Annotated in this window: 16 protein-coding genes; 7 read left to right on the plus strand and 9 right to left on the minus strand. The window is 54.7% G+C overall.

Going from position 1 to position 18,834, the window contains the following annotated elements; genetic code table 11:
- Positions 1 to 10: 10 nt before the first annotated feature.
- Positions 11 to 451: a hypothetical protein gene (locus tag K6123_RS03180; protein WP_221794010.1), complete on the plus strand. Its 441-nt coding sequence runs from the start codon at positions 11 to 13 to the stop codon at positions 449 to 451.
- A gap of 61 nt (positions 452 to 512) precedes the next feature.
- Here the strand turns inward: K6123_RS03180 and K6123_RS03185 are convergent, their stop codons facing one another.
- From K6123_RS03185 to K6123_RS03215, 7 genes are all read right to left on the minus strand, one after another.
- Positions 513 to 1,298: an alpha/beta fold hydrolase gene (locus K6123_RS03185; protein WP_343223951.1), complete on the minus strand. Its 786-nt coding sequence runs from the start codon at positions 1,296 to 1,298 to the stop codon at positions 513 to 515.
- Positions 1,299 to 1,460: 162 nt separating this feature from the next.
- Positions 1,461 to 1,844 carry a hypothetical protein gene (locus tag K6123_RS03190; protein ID WP_221794012.1) on the minus strand — a complete coding sequence of 128 codons (384 nt, stop codon included), beginning with the start codon at positions 1,842 to 1,844 and terminating at the stop codon, positions 1,461 to 1,463.
- 68 nt (positions 1,845 to 1,912) lie between these two features.
- Complete coding sequence (locus tag K6123_RS03195; RefSeq protein ID WP_221794014.1) at positions 1,913 to 2,272, minus strand: hypothetical protein; 360 nt, start codon at positions 2,270 to 2,272, stop codon at positions 1,913 to 1,915.
- Positions 2,269 to 3,390: a hypothetical protein gene (locus K6123_RS03200; RefSeq protein ID WP_221794016.1), complete on the minus strand. Its 1,122-nt coding sequence runs from the start codon at positions 3,388 to 3,390 to the stop codon at positions 2,269 to 2,271. Before K6123_RS03200 ends, K6123_RS03195 begins: the two co-directional genes overlap by 4 nt.
- A 377-nt stretch (positions 3,391 to 3,767) precedes the next feature.
- Positions 3,768 to 5,636 carry a feruloyl-CoA synthase gene (locus K6123_RS03205; RefSeq protein ID WP_221794018.1) on the minus strand — a complete coding sequence of 623 codons (1,869 nt, stop codon included), beginning with the start codon at positions 5,634 to 5,636 and terminating at the stop codon, positions 3,768 to 3,770.
- A gap of 248 nt (positions 5,637 to 5,884) precedes the next feature.
- Positions 5,885 to 6,739: a p-hydroxycinnamoyl CoA hydratase/lyase gene (locus tag K6123_RS03210; RefSeq protein ID WP_221794020.1), complete on the minus strand. Its 855-nt coding sequence runs from the start codon at positions 6,737 to 6,739 to the stop codon at positions 5,885 to 5,887.
- 187 nt (positions 6,740 to 6,926) lie between these two features.
- Complete coding sequence (locus K6123_RS03215) at positions 6,927 to 8,324, minus strand: aldehyde dehydrogenase (RefSeq protein WP_221794022.1); 1,398 nt, start codon at positions 8,322 to 8,324, stop codon at positions 6,927 to 6,929.
- 517 nt (positions 8,325 to 8,841) lie between these two features.
- On the opposite strand from K6123_RS03215, the gene K6123_RS03220 reads away from it, so the two are divergent.
- The 6 genes from K6123_RS03220 to K6123_RS03245 all read left to right on the plus strand — a co-directional run bounded on the left by K6123_RS03220 (position 8,842) and on the right by K6123_RS03245 (position 15,856).
- Entirely contained in the window at positions 8,842 to 9,879 is a 1,038-nt protein-coding gene (locus K6123_RS03220; protein ID WP_221794024.1) for a TRAP transporter substrate-binding protein, read from the plus strand.
- A gap of 177 nt (positions 9,880 to 10,056) precedes the next feature.
- Positions 10,057 to 11,094 carry a TRAP transporter substrate-binding protein gene (locus K6123_RS03225; RefSeq protein WP_221794026.1) on the plus strand — a complete coding sequence of 346 codons (1,038 nt, stop codon included), beginning with the start codon at positions 10,057 to 10,059 and terminating at the stop codon, positions 11,092 to 11,094.
- A 308-nt stretch (positions 11,095 to 11,402) separates the two neighbouring features.
- Positions 11,403 to 11,867, plus strand: coding sequence for a MarR family winged helix-turn-helix transcriptional regulator (locus K6123_RS03230; protein ID WP_221794028.1), 465 nt, complete (start codon positions 11,403 to 11,405; stop codon positions 11,865 to 11,867).
- A 441-nt stretch (positions 11,868 to 12,308) separates the two neighbouring features.
- Positions 12,309 to 14,039 carry a tannase/feruloyl esterase family alpha/beta hydrolase gene (locus K6123_RS03235; protein WP_221794030.1) on the plus strand — a complete coding sequence of 577 codons (1,731 nt, stop codon included), beginning with the start codon at positions 12,309 to 12,311 and terminating at the stop codon, positions 14,037 to 14,039.
- A gap of 185 nt (positions 14,040 to 14,224) precedes the next feature.
- Positions 14,225 to 14,830, plus strand: a complete 606-nt coding sequence (locus tag K6123_RS03240; RefSeq protein WP_221794032.1) for a GNAT family N-acetyltransferase — start codon at positions 14,225 to 14,227, stop codon at positions 14,828 to 14,830.
- Positions 14,831 to 14,977: 147 nt separating this feature from the next.
- A complete protein-coding gene (locus K6123_RS03245) occupies positions 14,978 to 15,856 on the plus strand; it encodes a carbon-nitrogen hydrolase family protein (protein ID WP_221794034.1) in 879 nt (292 codons plus the stop codon).
- Positions 15,857 to 16,035: 179 nt separating this feature from the next.
- On the opposite strand, the gene K6123_RS03250 is transcribed toward K6123_RS03245, so the two are convergent.
- Both K6123_RS03250 and K6123_RS03255 read right to left on the minus strand, forming a co-directional pair.
- Positions 16,036 to 16,470, minus strand: coding sequence for an acyl-CoA thioesterase (locus tag K6123_RS03250; protein ID WP_221794036.1), 435 nt, complete (start codon positions 16,468 to 16,470; stop codon positions 16,036 to 16,038).
- Positions 16,471 to 16,884: 414 nt separating this feature from the next.
- The gene (locus tag K6123_RS03255) at positions 16,885 to 18,762 is read right to left on the minus strand and encodes a feruloyl-CoA synthase (RefSeq protein ID WP_221794038.1); all 1,878 of its coding nucleotides are present in this window, start codon (positions 18,760 to 18,762) and stop codon (positions 16,885 to 16,887) included.
- Positions 18,763 to 18,834 lie beyond the last annotated feature (72 nt).

The following is an 18,834-nucleotide window of genomic DNA, read 5'->3' on the forward strand; positions in this document are numbered from 1 at the left end:
GGAGAATCCCATGCGTCTGATCCGCTGCTGCTATCTGTTTATCTGTTGTTCCCTGTTGGCGTTGCCTGCTGCCGCTGATGACATTGCGGCAGCACGGCAACAGCTGCAATCGACCAATACCACGGAAATTCAGCAAGGCGTCCGTCAGGCGCTGCAGCTGTGGCAGCAAAATGATGGCGCGACCGAGATTGAAGTGGGTGAGCTGATCCTGCTGGCCTGGACTCATAACCCCGTTGAGGTGGCGCACTGGTTTGATCAGCATGCCGACGGCTGGGATCACTGGGTCACGGTGCAGGATTATCTGTTTCTGTCGCTGATGGCACTGGAAGGACCGTCAATTGTGATTGCTGAAAAAGACGTTTTGTTGCTCAAGCTGCAGCAGGCTGCCAGCCAGGCCCCGAAAGCCGGTGAGTATTACCGGTTGCTGCAGACGGTGGATTTCAGTTTTTGAGTGTGGGCTTTTTGATTGTGGGGGAAGCCACCCCTTGTCGGATGGCTCTTGCAGCGCGGGTTTATCCGACCTGCACAGCCTCCGTCAAAAACCGCCGTACCAGACTGGTAAACAACTCCGGCTTTTCGGCATGTGGCCAGTGGCCGGTCCCGGCGATGATCTTGTAACTGGCGTTGGGGAACCAGCGCAGAATTTCCTGTTGGTATTGCGGCACTATGTAGTCGCTGTTGCCGCCCTTGATAAACAGGGTTGGCCGTTCGAACGGCTGTTGCAGCTGTGGTGCCTTGCTGATTTCGCTGTAGTACTGGTCGAGTAGCGGCAGGTTCATACGCCAGCCAAACTGGCTGCCATCGCGGTAAAGGTTGGTCAGCAGGAAGGCTCGCACGGACGCTTCGGGAATGTGTTCGGCGAGTATCTTGTCAGCATCCTGACGTGACTTGAGAGTACTGGTATCAACGGCTTTGAGGCCTGCAAACACACTGCTGTGGTGGTTGGGATAACTGACCGGAGCGATGTCGGCGATGATCAAACGGTCGATCGGGGTGTCGGCTTCACAAGCCAGTTGCATGGCGGCTTTACCGCCCATCGAATGACCCAGCAAATCGACCTTGTCATAACCCAGATCGGCGATCAGCTGGCGCAGGTCGGCGGCCATCAGCGGGTAACTGATTTCAGTAGAGTGGGGCGAACGGCCGTGATCACGCATATCAACGGCGATGACCTGAAACTGGTCCGCCAGGGCTTTGGTTTGGGCGCCCCAGTTCTGCAACATGCCAAATAGTCCGTGCAGGATCAGCAAGGGTTTGCCTTCACCCAGGATCTGGTAGTTGAGTTTCAGCGCAGACATACGAACTCCCATCGACAGTGATTCAGTGACGCTCTGGTTGTACAGGCGGGCGGGCAGTATCGCAAGAATTGACGTGATGTCGAGGGGGAGTCGGAAGTGCAGGTTCGGCAATCGGGCGTCTGAACTCCGGGGTGGAGTACAGGCGCCTGACGTCCGTCGGGCTTACTTCAGGCCAATCACGCCGGGCGCGATTGCACCGGTATAGAGGGTTTCAACGGTGGCGGCGCGGTTTTCCAGTACCGCCCGTTGGTTGATGGAACCCTTGTCGGTGATCTCATGAGCATCCAGTGCTGGCAGTACGGATTCCAGCGTCATCCGCAGTACCTTGTTGGAGCTGCCGGTTGCGACTGCGGCCATGTCGGCCAGCAGGTTCTGGAATACTTCGCGAGTCAGTGGATGGTCGATCAGGGTCTTGTGAATATCCCGTGGCGTTGGTTTGCCGTTGTCGATATACAGGGTGCCGCCGTTATACAGCACCAGACCGATGTTCTTGTTGCCACCAAAGGTGTGGTTCCACGGCAGCCATAAGATAGTTTGCGACCACATGTCCTTCAGTATCGGTATTTGGCGCTGTGTAGTATCTCTGCTACGGGAAGTATGTTGAGTGTGACGTACTACTGGTCCCAGCCCAGTAGTAGCCCAAGTAGCAAAATCACAATGAAGATCAGGCCAGAAAGAGACAGAATCAGAGCCAAGGCTCTGTCAAAGCGACGGCCATATTGGTGAACCGTTTCACCATCTATAGAGGGATCGTATTTGTTATTCAGAATGCTTCCGAACGGGAAGGCAACCGCAGTGGCAATCCAGAAGGTTCGCATTCCCAACTGGTCCCAGCGGCAAGCACGATCATGGCCATCAGCTATCATTCGCCGGTCAATCGCAGGGACAGACAGGCGCGCAAAAAGGACCCAGCTGACCAAAAAGATCAGCATTGAGAGTCCGCCGACCCAGTTGTATATGAAATCTACAATCATTGGCTGTCGTATATTGATGCCGCTTTTTCTTGGCCAAAGTTATCGGCTGCTTGTCCTGCGAAATAGCCCGCCACTAAACTACCGGCAAAAACCACGCCCATAACAGCCCAGCCTACCGGCCCTGCCAGAGTTAAGCCCGCTTGCGCGGCAACCCAGCCAGCCCCAGCCATTCCAGCGGCGAATGTTACCCTGCCTGTTGCCGTTCCGACAGCAGCACCAGTGCCAAATCCAGTGACTTGTTTGGCGCTTTCCCGCATCCAGTCGCCACCACTCTCAGCTACATCGTGAACTTTATTAACTCGTAGGCCTGCATCAACGGCCAGAGCGACCGTACCAAGATGGTTGATGGTCTTACTGGCTTTACCCAGTTCAGAAGCCTGTACTTTAGAGACGATATTCAGTCGATGGCTGCCTTTGGAAGATGTTGCTGCTCGCTCGGCCAGCGTAATGCCGCGCTGATAGCCGGCCAGTGCATCGCCGCGATTTTTTCCCTGAATAGCCAGAGGTGCGTAGCGGGCGAGTTCTTTGGGGTAAGCGGTTTGCAGCTTTTCGTATGCCAGTCGAGCCAGCCGTTTGGCTTTGGTTAGCTGTTCTGCATGACCGCGTCCGTAGCCTGAGCCGCTCAGCTTTGTTACACGATTAAGGGCCACCTGATATGTCAGAACAACTTGTTCGAATTGACTCAGGCGTTCACCGGCGGCGGTGGCCGCAGCGCCAATCATGCTGTTCATTGATGCATAGCTATCGGCATTAGATTGGGACTGGCTTGAAGAGGATGACCCTAGGGAGGAAAACTGCTTTATGACCCGATCCAGACGTTGCAGGTTTTTATCACTGAAATAGCGATTGATAAAGGCTGCCAATGCGATGGACTCGCTATCTGTGTAGGCCACCAGCTGCTGTAGAGTACTTTTTTCTGCGGGTGTCAGTGTATTGAAGCTAGCCGCGACCTCGGTGGAGTAACCATCGGCTGAGAGTGATACGGGTGTACCGGGAAGCACCCAGCTGTTGCGGGATAGCGCGTTGGCAGTGCAAACCTGATTGAGGTCGGATTCCGGTAAAAATCCCAGAATATCCTGTGCACGTCCCGCTCGTCTGGATACCAATATATCTGCCATTTGCCACTTCCTTGAATGCGTGAAAAGGGCAGGGAGTCTATTGATAATGTTCGGGAAAAAATTAGAGCCTGTTAACGAGTCGAGGCCTACGTACCGAAGCAGCAGGCCCGGATTCTGAATTTGTGATCTGCTACCGTGTTTCTATGGATATTGCTTACTCTTCTCCATGCTCCAGCACAAACGACAGGGTCGTCAGGTGCAGTCGGGAATGGCTACGGTCAAGGAACAAAAAAACTGATCACCCCACTACAAACAGACCGGGCCAACATCGCTGTTTGGGTTACAGCATCCGGGGGTTACCCCAACGCACATAATGTCCGTATTGCAAGAGTGAACACCTGTCTGCGATCGAGGTGTTCACTCCTCTTGATGCGGTCTTACTTCAAGCCAATCACGCGGGGCGAGATTGCATCGGTGTAGAGGGTTTCAACGGTGGCGGCACGGTTTTCCAGTACCGCCCGTTGATTGATGGAACCCTTGTCGGTGATCTCATGAGCATCCAGTGCTGGCAGTACGGATTCCAGTGTCATCCGCAGTACCTTATTGGAGCTGCCGGTGGCAACTGCGGCCATGTCGGCCAGCAGGTTCTGGAAGACTTCGCGAGTCCGTGGATGGTCGATCAGGGTTTGCGAGTCGGTGCCTTCCGGTAGTTCGGTCAGTTTCGCCAGTTGGGCCAGATCCGGGAATACCAGCATCGACAGATAGCTGCGGTTATGGCCAGCGATCACCAGATCCTGCACATAAGGCGCGAAGTGGTGAATCACCTGCTGGCGCAGCATGCCGACGCTGACCCAGGTGCCGGTGTCGAGCTTGAAGTCTTCCGATACCCGGCCGTCAAAGCGGAAGCCCCGGTTCGGGTTGTTTTCATCAATGTACTTCAATGCATCGCCGAGGCAGTAATAACCTTCCTCGTCGTAGGCGGCGGCGGTTTTCTCTGGCTCGCGCCAGTAGCCCGGCGTTACGCTTGGGCCTTTGACGCGAACTTCCAGCTTGCCCGCGTTAGGCACCAGTTTGATTTGGGTTTCCGGGACCGGTACGCCCACTACCCCTGACGCGCTTTCCTCTACCGATGCAAACATCGCCGATGGGCCGGTTTCTGTGGCGCCAAGGCCGGTCAGCATGGGGACTTTGTGGCCGGTGTGACGGATCGCCAGTTCATCCAGCTGGGCCCAGACGTGAGCGGCCAGACCGGCACCGGCAAAAAACATCACGTCGAGCTGGCTGAAGAAGTGTTTCGCCAGTTCGTCGTCCTGCTGCAGTTCGGTGACCAACAGCTCGTAGCCTTTGGGTACGTTGAAGTACAGGGTCGGAGCGATTTCGCGCAGGTTGACCAGGGTCTTGTGAATATCCCGTGGCGTTGGTTTGCCGTTGTCGATATACAGGGTGCCGCCGTTATACAGCACCAGACCGATGTTCTTGTTGCCACCAAAGGTGTGGTTCCACGGCAGCCAGTCAATGATGACGGGTGGCTTGCTCTCGAGGAAACGGAATACAGAACGAATCAGACACTGGTTCGAGCAGATCATCTGCTGGGTGTTGATAACGCCTTTGGGCATGCCGGTGGAGCCGGAAGTGAACAGGAATTTGGCGATGGTTTTGGGGCCAACCTGATCAAACGCAGCCTCGACAGCCGCCGTCGCTTCAGTGGCAAGCAGCTCTGCATACGGGGTGACGTCATAGTCGATGCCGTCCATGGCATGTTCATTGTGGACGGCGATCACACCACAGTTGGCTGGTCGCACGGCGTCGATGGCATCGCGGTAAGGGCCGAGGTTATCGACAAACAGCAGTCCTGGCGTCAGCAGCTCAACGATGTAACGGAGTTTCTGGAAGTCGGTGGAAACGGTTGAGTAGGCTGGCGAAATCGGTGCATACGGAATGCCGACATGCATCGCAGCCAGCGCCAGCAACAGATGATCAATGCTGTTGCCTGACAGCATTATGATCGGGTTTTCCTGGCTCAGCGGCTGGCCATCAATACGATAATCAACCAGCCATTGGGAAATTTTGCGGACTTCCGCCAGCGTCTCGGCGTAGGTCAGCTTGCGCCAGTGGCCTGCGGCTGTGCGTTCAGCAACAAACAGGGTGTCTGGCGTTTGTTCGGCCCATTGCACCAGCCTGGCACCCATTTTCTCCGGGTATTCAACCGGATCATTGATCGGTGTAACCAGCTGGGTGCCGTCGGGGCGATGTTCTACGTTGACGGCCGGGCAGCGAACATCAACCGGGTGAAAGTCGGTGGTCATGGTATTGGCTCCTGTCGCGCTTGTTATCGTTATCGCGATCTTTGAGTGTTCATTTTTTGCTGTGAAGTTTTGTAGCCGGGTTGGCCGCTTGCGCTGAGGTGCGGCTCTTGTCCACCGGCCTGGTGCGGTAGCCGCAGGCCGATGGTTAAAAATCAGGTTACCGGTGGAGTCTGTCTAACAGATGTTCATGTTTACCGACTCAACACCGGTTAAGGGTCTTGCTGTCGAGCTTTAATTATTTGCTCTGCTTACTTGCCTTGCTTGGACTTGTCGTAAGCCCCCAGACCTGGCTTGTAGGTCTTGTCGTCGATGAACTGCTTGATGCCTTCCTTGCGACCGTCGTTGTCGAAGAAGTTGGCCGCTTCCTGAGCACGTACCAGGAAGTCTTCAGCGTTGTCGTAGGTCATTTCCTGCACGCGACGAACGGCGTCTTTGGTGGCTTTCAGGGCAACCGGGTTTTTCGCTTTCAGGACTTCACACACTTCAGTCACGCGAGCCTTCAGCTGGTCAGCTGGCACGGCTTCGTTGATCAGGCCCCATTCAGCAGCAGTCTTGCCAGTGATGTTTTCGCCCATCATGGAGTGGTACATGGCGTTACGGAACGACAGCAGGTCGGTAGCCACCTTGGTCGCGCCGCCGCCAGGCAGGATGCCCCAGTTAATTTCAGACAGACCGAACTGAACGTCTTCAGCCGCGAACGCCAGGTCACAGGCGTACAGCGGGCCGTAACCGCCACCGAAGCACCAGCCGTTGACCATGGCGATGGTTGGCTTCTGGTACCAACGCAGACGACGCCACCAGCCGTAGGATTCACGCTGGGCACCACGGGTCGCACCCAGGCCTTTACCTTCGTTTTCACGGAAGTATTCCTTCAGGTCCATACCGGCCGTCCAGGCAGTACCTTCACCGGTCAGTACCAGTACGCTGACTTCCGGATCGAATTCCAGCTTGTCCAGTACACGCATCATCTGACGGTTCAGTTTTGGGCTCATGCAGTTACGCTTTTCTGCGCGGTTAAAGCTGACCCAGGCGATGCCGTTGGAAACTTCGTAGGCAACGGTATCGATTTCGTCCTGCGGGATGTCTTTTTCGTAAATGCTCATAGCAAAAACCTTATTGGATTCTTGTTGTTTAGCCGCCTGATCATGGCCTGACAGCGCGCTGGTCATACCACGGCCAGCGCACGGACGAGATCAGACGGTCGGGTTAGTCTTTAGCCTGGCCGCCGTTTAGATCGGCCAGTTTTAAATTGGCCAGTTTTAAATTGGCCAGTTTTAAATTGGCCAGTGTTTAAATTGGATAGTGGCTCGGCTCGGTTTCCATGGTGATCCAGCGCAGTTCAGAGAACTGGTCGATACCCGCCTTGCCACCAAAACGGCCGTAACCGGACGCGCCAACACCACCGAATGGCATCTGGGCTTCGTCGTGGACGGTGGCACCGTTGATGTGACAGATACCGGAATGGATCTGCTTGGCCACTTTCATACCGCGAGCGGTGTTCTGGGTGAACACGGACGCGCTCAGACCGTATTCGCTGTCGTTGGCGATGCGGATTGCATCCGCTTCGTCCTTGGCGATGATCATGGCGCAAATCGGTCCGAAGCTTTCTTCGCTGTAAATGCGCATTTCCTTGGTGACGTTGCCCAGCAGCGTGGCTGGCATCAGCACGGAATCGGCTTTACCGCCGGTCAGCAGGGTGGCGCCTTTGGCAACGGCGTCGTCGATCAGGTCGTTAACCTTGGAAGCGGTCTTCAGATCCACCACGGCACCCAGCGGGGTGTTGCCTTCACGTGGGTCGCCGGTCTTCATGGAAGCAACTTTCTCTGCCAGTTTGGCAGCGAAGGCTTCAGCCACAGACTCAACCACCACCAGACGTTCGGTCGACATACAGATCTGACCCTGGTTCATGTAGGCACCGAAAGACGCGGCTTTCACAGCTTCGTCGAGGTCAGCATCTTCCAGTACAACGAATGGAGCCTTGCCGCCCAGTTCCAGCAGACAGGGCTTCAGGTGCTCAGCGGCACGCTTGGCGATGATGCGACCGACTTCGGTAGAACCGGTGAAGTTGATGCGTTTCACTTCCGGCGCGTCGATCAGGGCGCCAACCACCTCGCCAGCATCAGCGGGCGCGTTGGTTACGTAGTTCACGGTACCTTCCGGGAAACCGGCTTCAGCCAGGGCTTCAATGATCAGCGAGTGAGTCCGTGGACAGATTTCAGAACACTTCAGAATCACCGAGTTACCACACGCCAGCGCTGTGGATACTGCTCGAACGCCAAGGATTACCGGCGCGTTCCACGGCGCAATGCCGAGGATCACACCAACAGGCTGACGCACGGCCATGGCCAGACAGCCAGGCTTGTCAGACGGAATGATTTCACCAGAAATTTGCGTCGTCAGGGAGGCGGCTTCACGCAGCATGGAAGTCGCCAGCATCACGTTAAAACCGGCCCAACCCGCGGTGGCACCAATTTCGTTAGCCATGGCATCGATGAAATCGGCCTGACGGGCAGCCAGCGCATCGGCGGCTTTCATCAGGACAGTACGACGGGCGTTAGGACCCATTTCTGACCAGGCTTTAAAGCCTTTCTGGGCAGTGGCGGTGACGGCAGCAATGTCGCTGGCCTGCATGGCTACGGCGGTGCTGGCAACCTCGCCAGTAAGCGGGTTCAGACGTTCGAAATTCATGGTTATCTCCGTTTTTATTTTGTATCGATAACGTTGTGGTTCTGGCTGATGGCCGTGCTCTGGCCACTGGACAGTTTTGACTGCAAACAACCCTGGTAGTGCCTTGGCTGACCGGAGCTGGATACTTTGAACGAATTTGCGTTTGTTATTGTTGGTTATGTTTGTTGGTCAGAAATATAGTTTGGCATTGCAACAATGTTCAAGAGCTTTGTGAAAATCATTCACACCTGGGCCCGGAAAGCAGTTTGGCGTGAAATGTTGCATATTTCCCGAGAAGCAGAGTGTTGGTTTATTAACCCTTTGATAAATAAAGTAAAAAACAGGTTTTTGTCATTATATGTATGACCCCTGATGGACCCTGTATAGGCACTTTCGTAGTCGTATATGGAAATAACTGTTGTTGACTTAAACAATATACCAACAGAAACTCGGTTCCAGGCTCAGTGTTCTGATGGAAGACCAACCCTGCCCGGGAAGACACTGGCTACTACTTATAAAAATAATTCAGGGCCTCACAATGAAAATCAAAACGCTGTTGCTGTCAGCGGGAATCACGCTGGGCGGTATGGTGACTGCCACTGCTCAGGCTGCCGAAGCCGAATACTCTTTCAAACTTCATCACATGCTGCCACCAATGGCTGCTGCGCATACCAAATTCCTGCAGCCCTGGGCTGAAAAGGTGATGAAGGAATCTAACGGTCGTATCAAGATTGATATTTTCCCGGCCATGCAGATGGGTGGCACGCCACCACAGCTGTTTGACCAGGCCCGCAAGGGCGTTGCTGACATCACCTGGACCGTTGCAGGCTACACCCCGGGTCGTTTCCCGAAAGGTGGCGTGTTTGAGCTGCCATTTATCCCTGCCAACGCTGAAATCACCAGCATGGCGCTGCAGGAATACGCTGAGCAGGAAATGCAGGATGAACTGTCAGACGTACACCTGTTAGCCTTGCATACTCACAAGCCTGGTGCGCTGCATGCCCGCGACGGTCTGATCAAAACCATTGATGATCTGAAAGATCTCAAGGTCCGTGCACCGAACAAGGCGATGGCCAAGGTGTTTGAAGACACGGGCTCCAGCGTGATCTTTATGCCGGTAACCCAGATGACCAGCGCGCTGTCGAAAGGTGTGCTGGACGTGGCTGTACTGCCATTTGAAGTGGTTGCACCACTGAAAATCTACGAACAAACCACCTATCACACCGAGATCAAGGGTGATCGTGGTTTGTATGCCCAGTTCTTTGTGTTCAGCATGAACAAGAAGGCATACGAAAGTCTGCCTGCAGATTTGCAGAAAGTGATCGACAATAACTCAGGTATCGAGCTGGCCCAGAAGATCGGACGCCTGTACGACGAGAATGATGAGGTTGGTCGCGAACGTGCAGTGCAGAACGGCAACAAGTTCTACACCATGCCTGAGGCAGAAGTGGCACGCTGGAAAGAGCGTACCCGTCCGGTGACGGCAGAATGGATCAAGAGCATGGATGATGGCCAGCGTTTATATGACAAGGCGGTCGCTCTGATCAGCAAGTATCAGAAGCAACTGGAAAACTGATATAGCCGGAGCCTGAGCTGTTTTATCGGAGGCTGTCGGCCGTACGAAGGCACGTGCGGGTGAGGGTTCCATGCGTTAATGATGAGCCTGCAGTCGCCAGGCCAACCTTGATGGTACTGTCGGGTTGGTCTGGCGGTAGCGTCATAACACTTATAAAAACAACAAGGTATTAACACAATGAAAATGAAGACTTTGCTGCTTTCCCTGGGGATTGCTGCCGGTAGCTTGTCTGCTGCTGGTGCCAACGCAGCTGCCGAATACACTTTCAAGCTCCACCATTTCCTGCCGCCGATGTCGATGGCTCACCGTGACTTCCTTGCTCCATGGGCTGAGAAAATCAAAAAGGAATCCAACGGCCGTATCGATATTGAGGTTTATCCAGCCATGCAGCTGGGCGGCAAACCACCACAATTGTTCGACCAGGTGCGCAAGGGCGTTGTTGATATCAGCTGGACTGTGGCTGGTTACACGCCGGGCCGTTTCCCGAAAGGCGAAGTCTTTGAACTGCCGTTCATGGCGACCAGTGCTGAAGTAACCAGCATGGCGATCCAGGAATACGGCAGCAAGGAAATGCAGAAAGAGCTGGCCGACGTCCACGTGCTGGCGCTCCATACCCATGCTCCGGGGTCGCTGCATTCCCGCAACAAAATGATCAAAACCATGGATGACCTGGCCGACATGAAAGTGCGGGCACCAAACAAGGCGATGGCGGAAGCTTTCAGCAATGTTGGTTCCAGCCCGATCTTTATGCCGGTAACCCAGATGACCAGCGCACTGTCAAAAGGCATTCTGGATGTCGCTGCACTGCCATTTGAAGTTGTCGCGCCAATGAAAATCTATGAGCTGGCAACTAACCATACTGAAATCAAGGGCGAGCGTGGTCTGTACGCCCAGTTCTTTATCTTCAGCATGAACAAAAAGGTTTATGAGAGCCTGCCTGCTGATCTGCAAAAAGTGATCGATAACAACTCAGGTATCGAACTGTCACAACACATCGGCCAGCTGTTCGACAAGTCTGAACAGTGGGGTTATGACATTGCCAAGAAAAACGGCAACAGCTTCTACAGTCTGCCTGCAACCGAAGTTAAACGCTGGCAAGACGCCATGCAGTCTGTCACCGATGACTGGATTGCCGACATGGGCCCGGAAGGCAAGCGTCTGTATGACGAAGCCAACGGCCTGATCAGCAAGTACCAGAAACAGGTTGGTAAATAAGCCGCTTGTCTGAAGCTGTGAGGCTGGCGGGTTCCCGGCACCGGAATCCGTCAGGCTGGCAGCCTCTATAAATGAGCCGCCCGGATTGTGCTCGCGGGTGGCTCACCCTGCCGATGATTGTCGGACTGATTCCAATAATAAATTGAACCGGTATGACGGTTTGAATAGCGTTTTTTAAAGCTGCATTTTGGCAAATAGTACTGCTGTTTAAATCAGGCTGACGCAATTAACCAGCCGTTTGATGTTTTCGCTGTATCGGTTTGTTACTATTTCGCGGATTTTTCCCGCCACAGACAAGTATTTCGCCAATGGCTGCTTCAGACTCCCATGCTGACTCACTGGATTTCGGCATTCTTCATGAATTGATTGGTTACCGGTTGCGCCGCGCCCAGCTGGTATTTTTCAACAGCTTTGCCGACGCCTGTAATGATTTGGGGATCAGCCCCGGATTATTTGGCGTACTGGTCCTGGTTAAACAGAATCCCGGTCGCACCCAGACCGCGATCGCCCAGGCAATGGGTAATGACCGCTCGGCGATGGTATCGGCGGTTGATCGGCTGGAAAAAAAGGATCTGGTTGAACGTCGTCCGTCCCAGAATGATCGCCGTTCCTATGCCCTTTACCTGACTGCCAATGGTGAGGCCTTTTACGACCGCCTGGTTGAACGGGTATTGCAGCACGAACACGCGCTCGAAGGCGTGCTGCGCCCGGGTGAAAAAGACCTGCTGATCGATATTCTCTCTCGCTTGTGCGCAGGTTCGGCAAAAGGCTGATCCTGCTGGTCAGGGCGTTAATGCCCTGACGCTGCAACTCCTGGTTACCCATTTCCTGCTGCCACCAGATCCCGACCCGGTTGTCCGACAGCAACCCTGGCAGGGCTTCCTGCGCCTTTGAAACCATAAAAATCTTGTGGGTCTATTTCTGGTTAATCTGTCATTTTCTGTAGTTGATTATATTTAAACGTCAATTATGGATGTGGGTTAAATCAGGACTGATTCGATTTTATTTATATCTTTCTATGACTCTGTCTCGAAACTATACATTATTGATTTTTATGGAAATTTATACATATCAATATTGATATATATGGCTTGAATATGAGCGTAATACCAATGGCTATTTGCGAAAAACTTATTGGATGATGGCATTGGTAAGGCAAACAATTGTTGTTGCATAAAACAATAACAATGCAATTCTGATGGAGCATAATAAAAATGAACAAGCCTGGTACGCGCGCGTACGCGACCCTGGGCGCTGCCATTCTGGTAGCCAGCCTGGTCGGTTGCGGCTCTGACGATAACAAATCTTCCAATAAATCCATTCCGCAGCTTAGCGCTGCTACTGCTCAAACACTCACAGCCAGTTGTGATGGTCTGAGTGGCGTGCTGACGTTTGAAAACACCACCATCGACTCGGTATCCACCGTTGCGGCTGGCGACCTGACTCTGGGTGGTCATGACATTGCTGAACACTGTCTGGTTACCGGTTCCATGTATCCGCGGACCAGTGAGGTTGACGGCAAGGATTACGCCATCGGTTTCCAGCTGCGTTTGCCGAAAGACTGGAATGGCCGTTTCTATTATCAGGCCAACGGTGGTCTGGATGGCTCGGTGGTAACAGCACAAGGAGCCCTGGGTGGCGGCCCGGTAACCGGTGCGCTGGCGAAGGGCTTTGCCGTGATCAGCTCCGACGCTGGCCACTCGCCGGGTATTCCAACCTTTGGTTATGATCCCCAAGCGCGTCTGGACTATGGTTATCAGGCGGTTGCCAAGCTGACGCCAATGGCCAAGTCGATCATCGAACAGGTGTATGGCAAGGCGCCGGACCGCAGTTATTTTGGTGGCTGCTCCAACGGTGGTCGCCACACCATGGTGGCGGCAACCCGTTATGCCGATATGTATGACGGCTTCCTGGTCGGCGCACCGGGCTATCGTTTGCCAAAAGCCGCCGTGGCCAGCATCGCTGGTGCACAGCTTTACGCTTCCGTTGATGACACCGAAGCTTCCAACCTCAATGCGGCTTTCACTGCCGAAGAACGAACTTTGGTATCGGAACAGATTCTGGCTCAGTGCGACAGCCTGGATGGTCTGGAAGATGGCATGGTGCAGGATCACAAGGCCTGTCAGGAAGCCTTTGATCTGGACACCGATGTGCCAACCTGTGAATCCGGTCGTGATGGCACTTGTCTGACCGAACAGCAGAAAGAGGTGATTGCACAGATTTTTGCCGGTCCACAGACTTCTACGGGCGAAACCATTTACTCCTCCTTCCCGTTTGATACCGGTATCAATTCGTCCGGTGTGATGTTCTGGGAAACCTATGCGCCGCTGAATCTGGACTCCGGTGCGGTGGCGATGATCTTCAATGCACCACCGGTGGATCTGGCCGATTTCAACATCGCTAACTTCAACGGCTCTGATTTTGCCCTGACTTCAGACCTCGATGAGCTGGCAGCCAACACCGAAACCACCACCGAGCTGTACACCGAATCGGCCATGTCCTTTATGGCACCGCCGTCACCGGAAGATATGAGCACACTGAAAAACCGCGGCGCCAAGATCATGGTTTACCACGGGGTTTCTGATGCCATCTTCTCGATTGATGATACTGAAGCCTGGTTGACCTCGCTGGAAGCAACCACGGGTGATGCCGAAGAGTTTGCCCGTTTGTATCCAGTGCCTGGCATGGGCCACTGCAGTGGCGGTCCGGCGACTGACCAGTTCGACATGCTGAGCCCACTGGTGGCCTGGGTAGAACAGGGTGAAGCACCGCAGGAAATCATTGCCACTGCGCGTGGTACCGGCAATGTGGGCGGCGAAAACAGCGAAATTCCTGAAGATTGGGCCGCTGACCGTACTCGTCCGCTGTGTCCTTTCCCGCAGGTCGCTCGCTATAACGGCAGTGGCGATGTCGACTCTGCTGACAGCTTCACTTGCGCTGAGTAAGTGAAGGTGCCCATAGGGATGTGGGTCCAATTGGCGTAAATCCAGCACTGGCGGTTATTCTCCGTAACCGTCAGTGTTGGCATTTGCATGCCGCAAAACTCTTTTCAGAGCCGCTCTTGTTGCTTCTACAGGCGCTGTTTGAGACCGTTTAGTCTCCAAATAACCGCCCAGACAGGAAGCCAAGCATGACAGTGGTGCTGCAAACCGTATCCGGCCGTGAGCTCGACGCCTACGTGAACGATCTTGCCCGGCTGCGTATTCAGATCTTCCGCGACTACCCCTATTTGTATGATGGCAGCGAAGCCTACGAACAGGATTATCTGCAAACCTATCTGGCATCCGGCAACGCCATGGCGGTATTGGCGCTGGATCACAACTTGCCAGCAGGGCAGCAGGTTGTAGGCGCTTCGACTGGCGTGCCGATGGCTGACGAGAACGATGAATTTCGCGTACCGTTTGAAGCAGCCGGGATTAATACCGAACGGCTGTTCTATTGTGGAGAATCCGTGCTGCTGCCAAAGTACCGTGGCCAGGGCATCTACAAGGGATTTTTCGCCGGCCGTGAAGCTTATGTCCGTTCACTCGGTGGTTTTGAAACCATCTGCTTTTGTGGCGTGGTACGGCCTGCAAACCATCCATTAAAACCCGCGGATTATGTGCCGCTGGACGATATCTGGCGCCACTTTGGTTATGCGCCACGGCCGGACCTGCAGGCCAGTTATCCCTGGAAAGACATTGATCAGCAGACTGCAACCGAACACCCGATGATGTTTTGGCTCAAGCCGCTGTGACAGGCGGTTAGGTTGCGCCCAACATTACCCCGGTTGGGCGATGGGCACGGCCCATCCTGCGGGGCGTGACAGGTAGGTTGGGGCATGCCCAACATGACCCATGTGAACAAAACGAAAACCCGATTTATAAACGACTGTTAGAAGACTATGAGCAAGATTCGTGTAGCAAGCGCCGCCTATGAGGTTGGTTATCTGGACAGCCGCCAGGCCTGGCTCGACAAAATCCGCAGCTGGGTAGAACAAGCGGCGCAGCAGGGCGCGCAGGTGCTGGTGTTCCCGGAGTATTTTTCGATGGAGCTGGCGTCGTTGTTTGCGGCTGAGGTGTATCAGTCGCTGACCGAACAGCTGGTGCAGCTGCAAAATCTGCATGAAGGATTTGTCGCCCATTTCAGCAATCTGGCCAGGGAATTCGGCGTGTTGATCTGCGCCGGGACTTTTCCGGTGCTACTGGATGAGGGGCTGGAATCCGAACGCTATGTCAATCGCTGTTATTTGCTGATGCCGGACGGTGCCATCGACTGGCAGGACAAGCTGCAAATGACCCGCTTTGAAAACGAGCAGTGGGGCATTGCTTCCGGTGACGCCTTGCGGGTGTTCGAGACGCAGTTTGGCAAGATCGCGGTGAACATCTGTTACGACTCGGAATTCCCCTTGTTTGCCCGCCAGCAGGTGATACAAGGCGCAGATCTGATTCTGGTACCGTCCTGTACGGATACGCTGGCCGGATTCCATCGGGTACAGATTGGCTGTCGGGCGCGGGCGCTGGAAAACCAGTGTTTTGTGGTGCAGTCACCGACGGTGGGTAATGCCGAATGGTCGCCAGCGATTGATGAAAACAACGGTGCTGCCGGGGTGTTTGCGCCGGTGGCTTATGGATTTCCTGCCGATGGCATTGTTGCCCAGACACCGTTGAATGAACCGGGCTGGTGTTACGCCGATCTGGATCTGGCTGAGCTGGCGCGGGTGCGTAGTGAAGGTCAGGTGTTTAATTATCGTGACTGGGATGGCCAGCAGCGTTTTGTTTGAGTTTCGCGGTCGGGAATAAACTCCCTCCTACCTGGTGCACTGGATCTGCGGCGCTAAAAAAGCCCGATCTCCCACTACAAAGAGATCGGGCAAGAAGCGACAGTCCAGAGTATGGGAGCACTATCGTCGCTCGGTTGACGACTGGATGAGTCGATCAATTCATTAGCCGCTGGCCATTGTCAGAACGCCGGGTTGGTTGCGCGCAGCGCTTCAACCATGGTATCCGGCAAGGGCACAGAATGAATTTTGGCCGGATCTTCCGGATCACGGGTCACCCATACGCGGGTCTCGGTACACTCTATGGCCAGCTTGCTGCCTTTCAGCAAGCGATGGCGAATATCAAAACTGGAACGGCGAATTTCCGTTGCCTGGCTTTCAATCACGACTTCATCGGTGAAGCGTGACGGGATAAAAAACTGCGCCCGGGTATCGACCATCGGCCAGCCGACCGCGTCATATTCACTGATCAGCTGGGGTTTGGTTTTACCGGTGGCCGCGTTGATCAGGAACATGGTCGAAGCATCAAACATGGCGAAGTAGCGTGGGTAAAACACGATACCGGCCGGATCACAGTCACCCCATTCGATGGTGAGCTTGCGCTGGTTGATAAACATCTGTAGCTCCTTTTTTAATGCCAGACGTCAGCAAATTACAGCGTCTTCCCAAACGAGCTTGCGAGATTTAGGATCCATGCAGCTTTGCCAAATACAGGCCGTATGGATCCTGAGACAAGCTCAGGAAGACGGGTATTCATGCCCGGGTTGGGGCCCCAGACGCCGGACGCCAGCAAATTACAGTGTCTTCCCAAACGAGCTTGCGAGATTTGGGATCCATGCAGCGTTGCCAAATACAGGCCGTATGGATCCTGAATCGCTACGCGTTCAGGATGACGGGTATAAACTCCACCGTCTTCCCAAACGAGCTTGCGAGATTTGGGATCCATACAGCTTTGCCAAATACAGGCCGTATGGATCCTGAAACAAGCTCAGGAATGCAGATATTGGCGCCGGACGCTCGTGCTGTGCCTATTACTTCAGCCCAATAACGCCTTCAACGATTTCCGCGGCGTACAGCTTCTCAACCGAATCCACCCGTTTTTCCAGAATCGCACGCTGGTTCAGCGAGCCCTTGTCAGTGATTTCGTGAGCGTCCAGTTGTGGTGGATTGGCTTCGATAATCAGACGCTGGATCTTGGTCGAGCTACCGGTTGAAGACGCCGCCATTTCCTGCAGCAAACCGGCAAACACTTCACGGGTACGTGGGTGGTTTACCAGCGTTTCGGCGTCGGTGCTGGCTGGCAGTTCGGTCAGCAGGGCCAGTTGCGCCAGATCCGGGAACACCAGCACAGAGATGTAGCTGCGGTCATGGCCAGCTACGACCAGGTCCTGCACGTACGGTGCGCACTGGTGAATGGTGTGCTGACGCAGGGCGCCAACGCTGACCCAGGTACCAGTATCCAGTTTGAAGTCTTCAGAAACCCGGCCGTCGAAACGGAAACCCCGGTTCGGCTGCTGTTCGTCGATGTATTTCAGCGCATCGCCGAGGCAGTAGTAGCCTTCTTCGTCGTAGGCCTTGAGGGTTTTTTCCTCATCGCGCCAGTAGCCCGGTGTGATGGAGTGACCCTTGATGCGGGCTTCCATCTTGCCGCTGTTGGGAATCAGCTTGATTTCACAGCCTGGCGACGGGGTGCCAACGACGCCGGAAGCACATTCTGCAATTGAGGCGAACAGCGCGCCCGGGCCGGTTTCGGTTGAACCCATGCCGGTCATCATCGGCACTTTCTTGCCGGTGATTTCGATCGCCAGTTGGTCCAGCGCATCCCAGACGTGCTGGGCCATACCGGCACCGGCGAAGTACATGACGTTGAGGCGGCTGAAGAAGTTTTCAGCGGCATCACGGTCTTCCCGCAGCGCCTGTACCAGCAGCTCGTAGCCTTTTGGTACGTTGAAATAGATGGTCGGAGCGACGTCACGCAGGTTATCCAGCGTCACTTTCAACAGTTTTGGTGTTGGTTTGCCCTGGTCAATGTAGAGCGAACCGCCGTTGTAGATCGCCAGGCCAACGTTGTGGTTGCCACCAAAGGTGTGGTTCCACGGTAGCCAGTCGACCAGTACCGGCGGTTCCTTGCGGACGAAGTTGAAGATGTCGGCGAGGATTTCCTGGTTCGACGCCAGCATGCGGTTCGGGCAGATAACGCCTTTGGGCATGCCGGTGGAGCCGGAAGTGAACAGGAATTTGGCGATGGTGTCTGGCGTGACGGCGCGGTTGGCGACGTCGACAGCCTCGGTCACTTCGGTGTCCAGCAGTTCGCTGAAACGGCTCAGCGGGTTCTTCAGTGCGTCGTCACCGTGGGCAGTGATGACAGATACCACGGGCAGGCCCGGGAATACGGCGTCGATGGCGTCGCGGTAAGGGCCAAGGTTGTCGGCAAACACCAGCCCCGGAGTCATCACACCAGCGATATGGCGCAGCTTGCCGAAGTCGGTGGAAATGGTGGAGTAGGCGGTCGAAATCGGGCTGTACGGAATGCCCACGTACATGGCCGCCAGCGCGATCAGCAGGTGTTCGCTGCAGTTGCCGGACAGAATGATCAGGGGCCGTTCGGCGCTCAGTGGCTCGCCATCAACACGAACATTCAACAGCCACTGGGCAATGGCACGGACTTGCTGACGGGCTTCGGCGTAGCTGATGGCTTCCCAGTGATTGAGGTCCGCACCCTGCAATGGGCGCTGGGCCAGAAACAGCTGGTCGGGGGTTTTGGCTGCCCAGTGATCGAGGCAGTCGGTGAAACGATCCGGGTATTGGCCCAGCTCGCCGACTGGCCGAATGATCTGGCTGCCGTCGTCGCGGTACTCAACAGTTACCTTGTGGGCGGTGACGTCCACCGGACGGAATTCCGCAGTCATGGTTTTTCTCCCTACCGCCCTGATTATGTTTATCGGCGGCGCACTGAGTTTTTGGATTATTGCTGTAATTCA

The sequence above is a fragment of the Oceanobacter mangrovi genome (genome assembly GCF_019740315.1).
Classification (GTDB): Bacteria; Pseudomonadota; Gammaproteobacteria; order Pseudomonadales; family Oceanobacteraceae; genus Oceanobacter; species Oceanobacter mangrovi.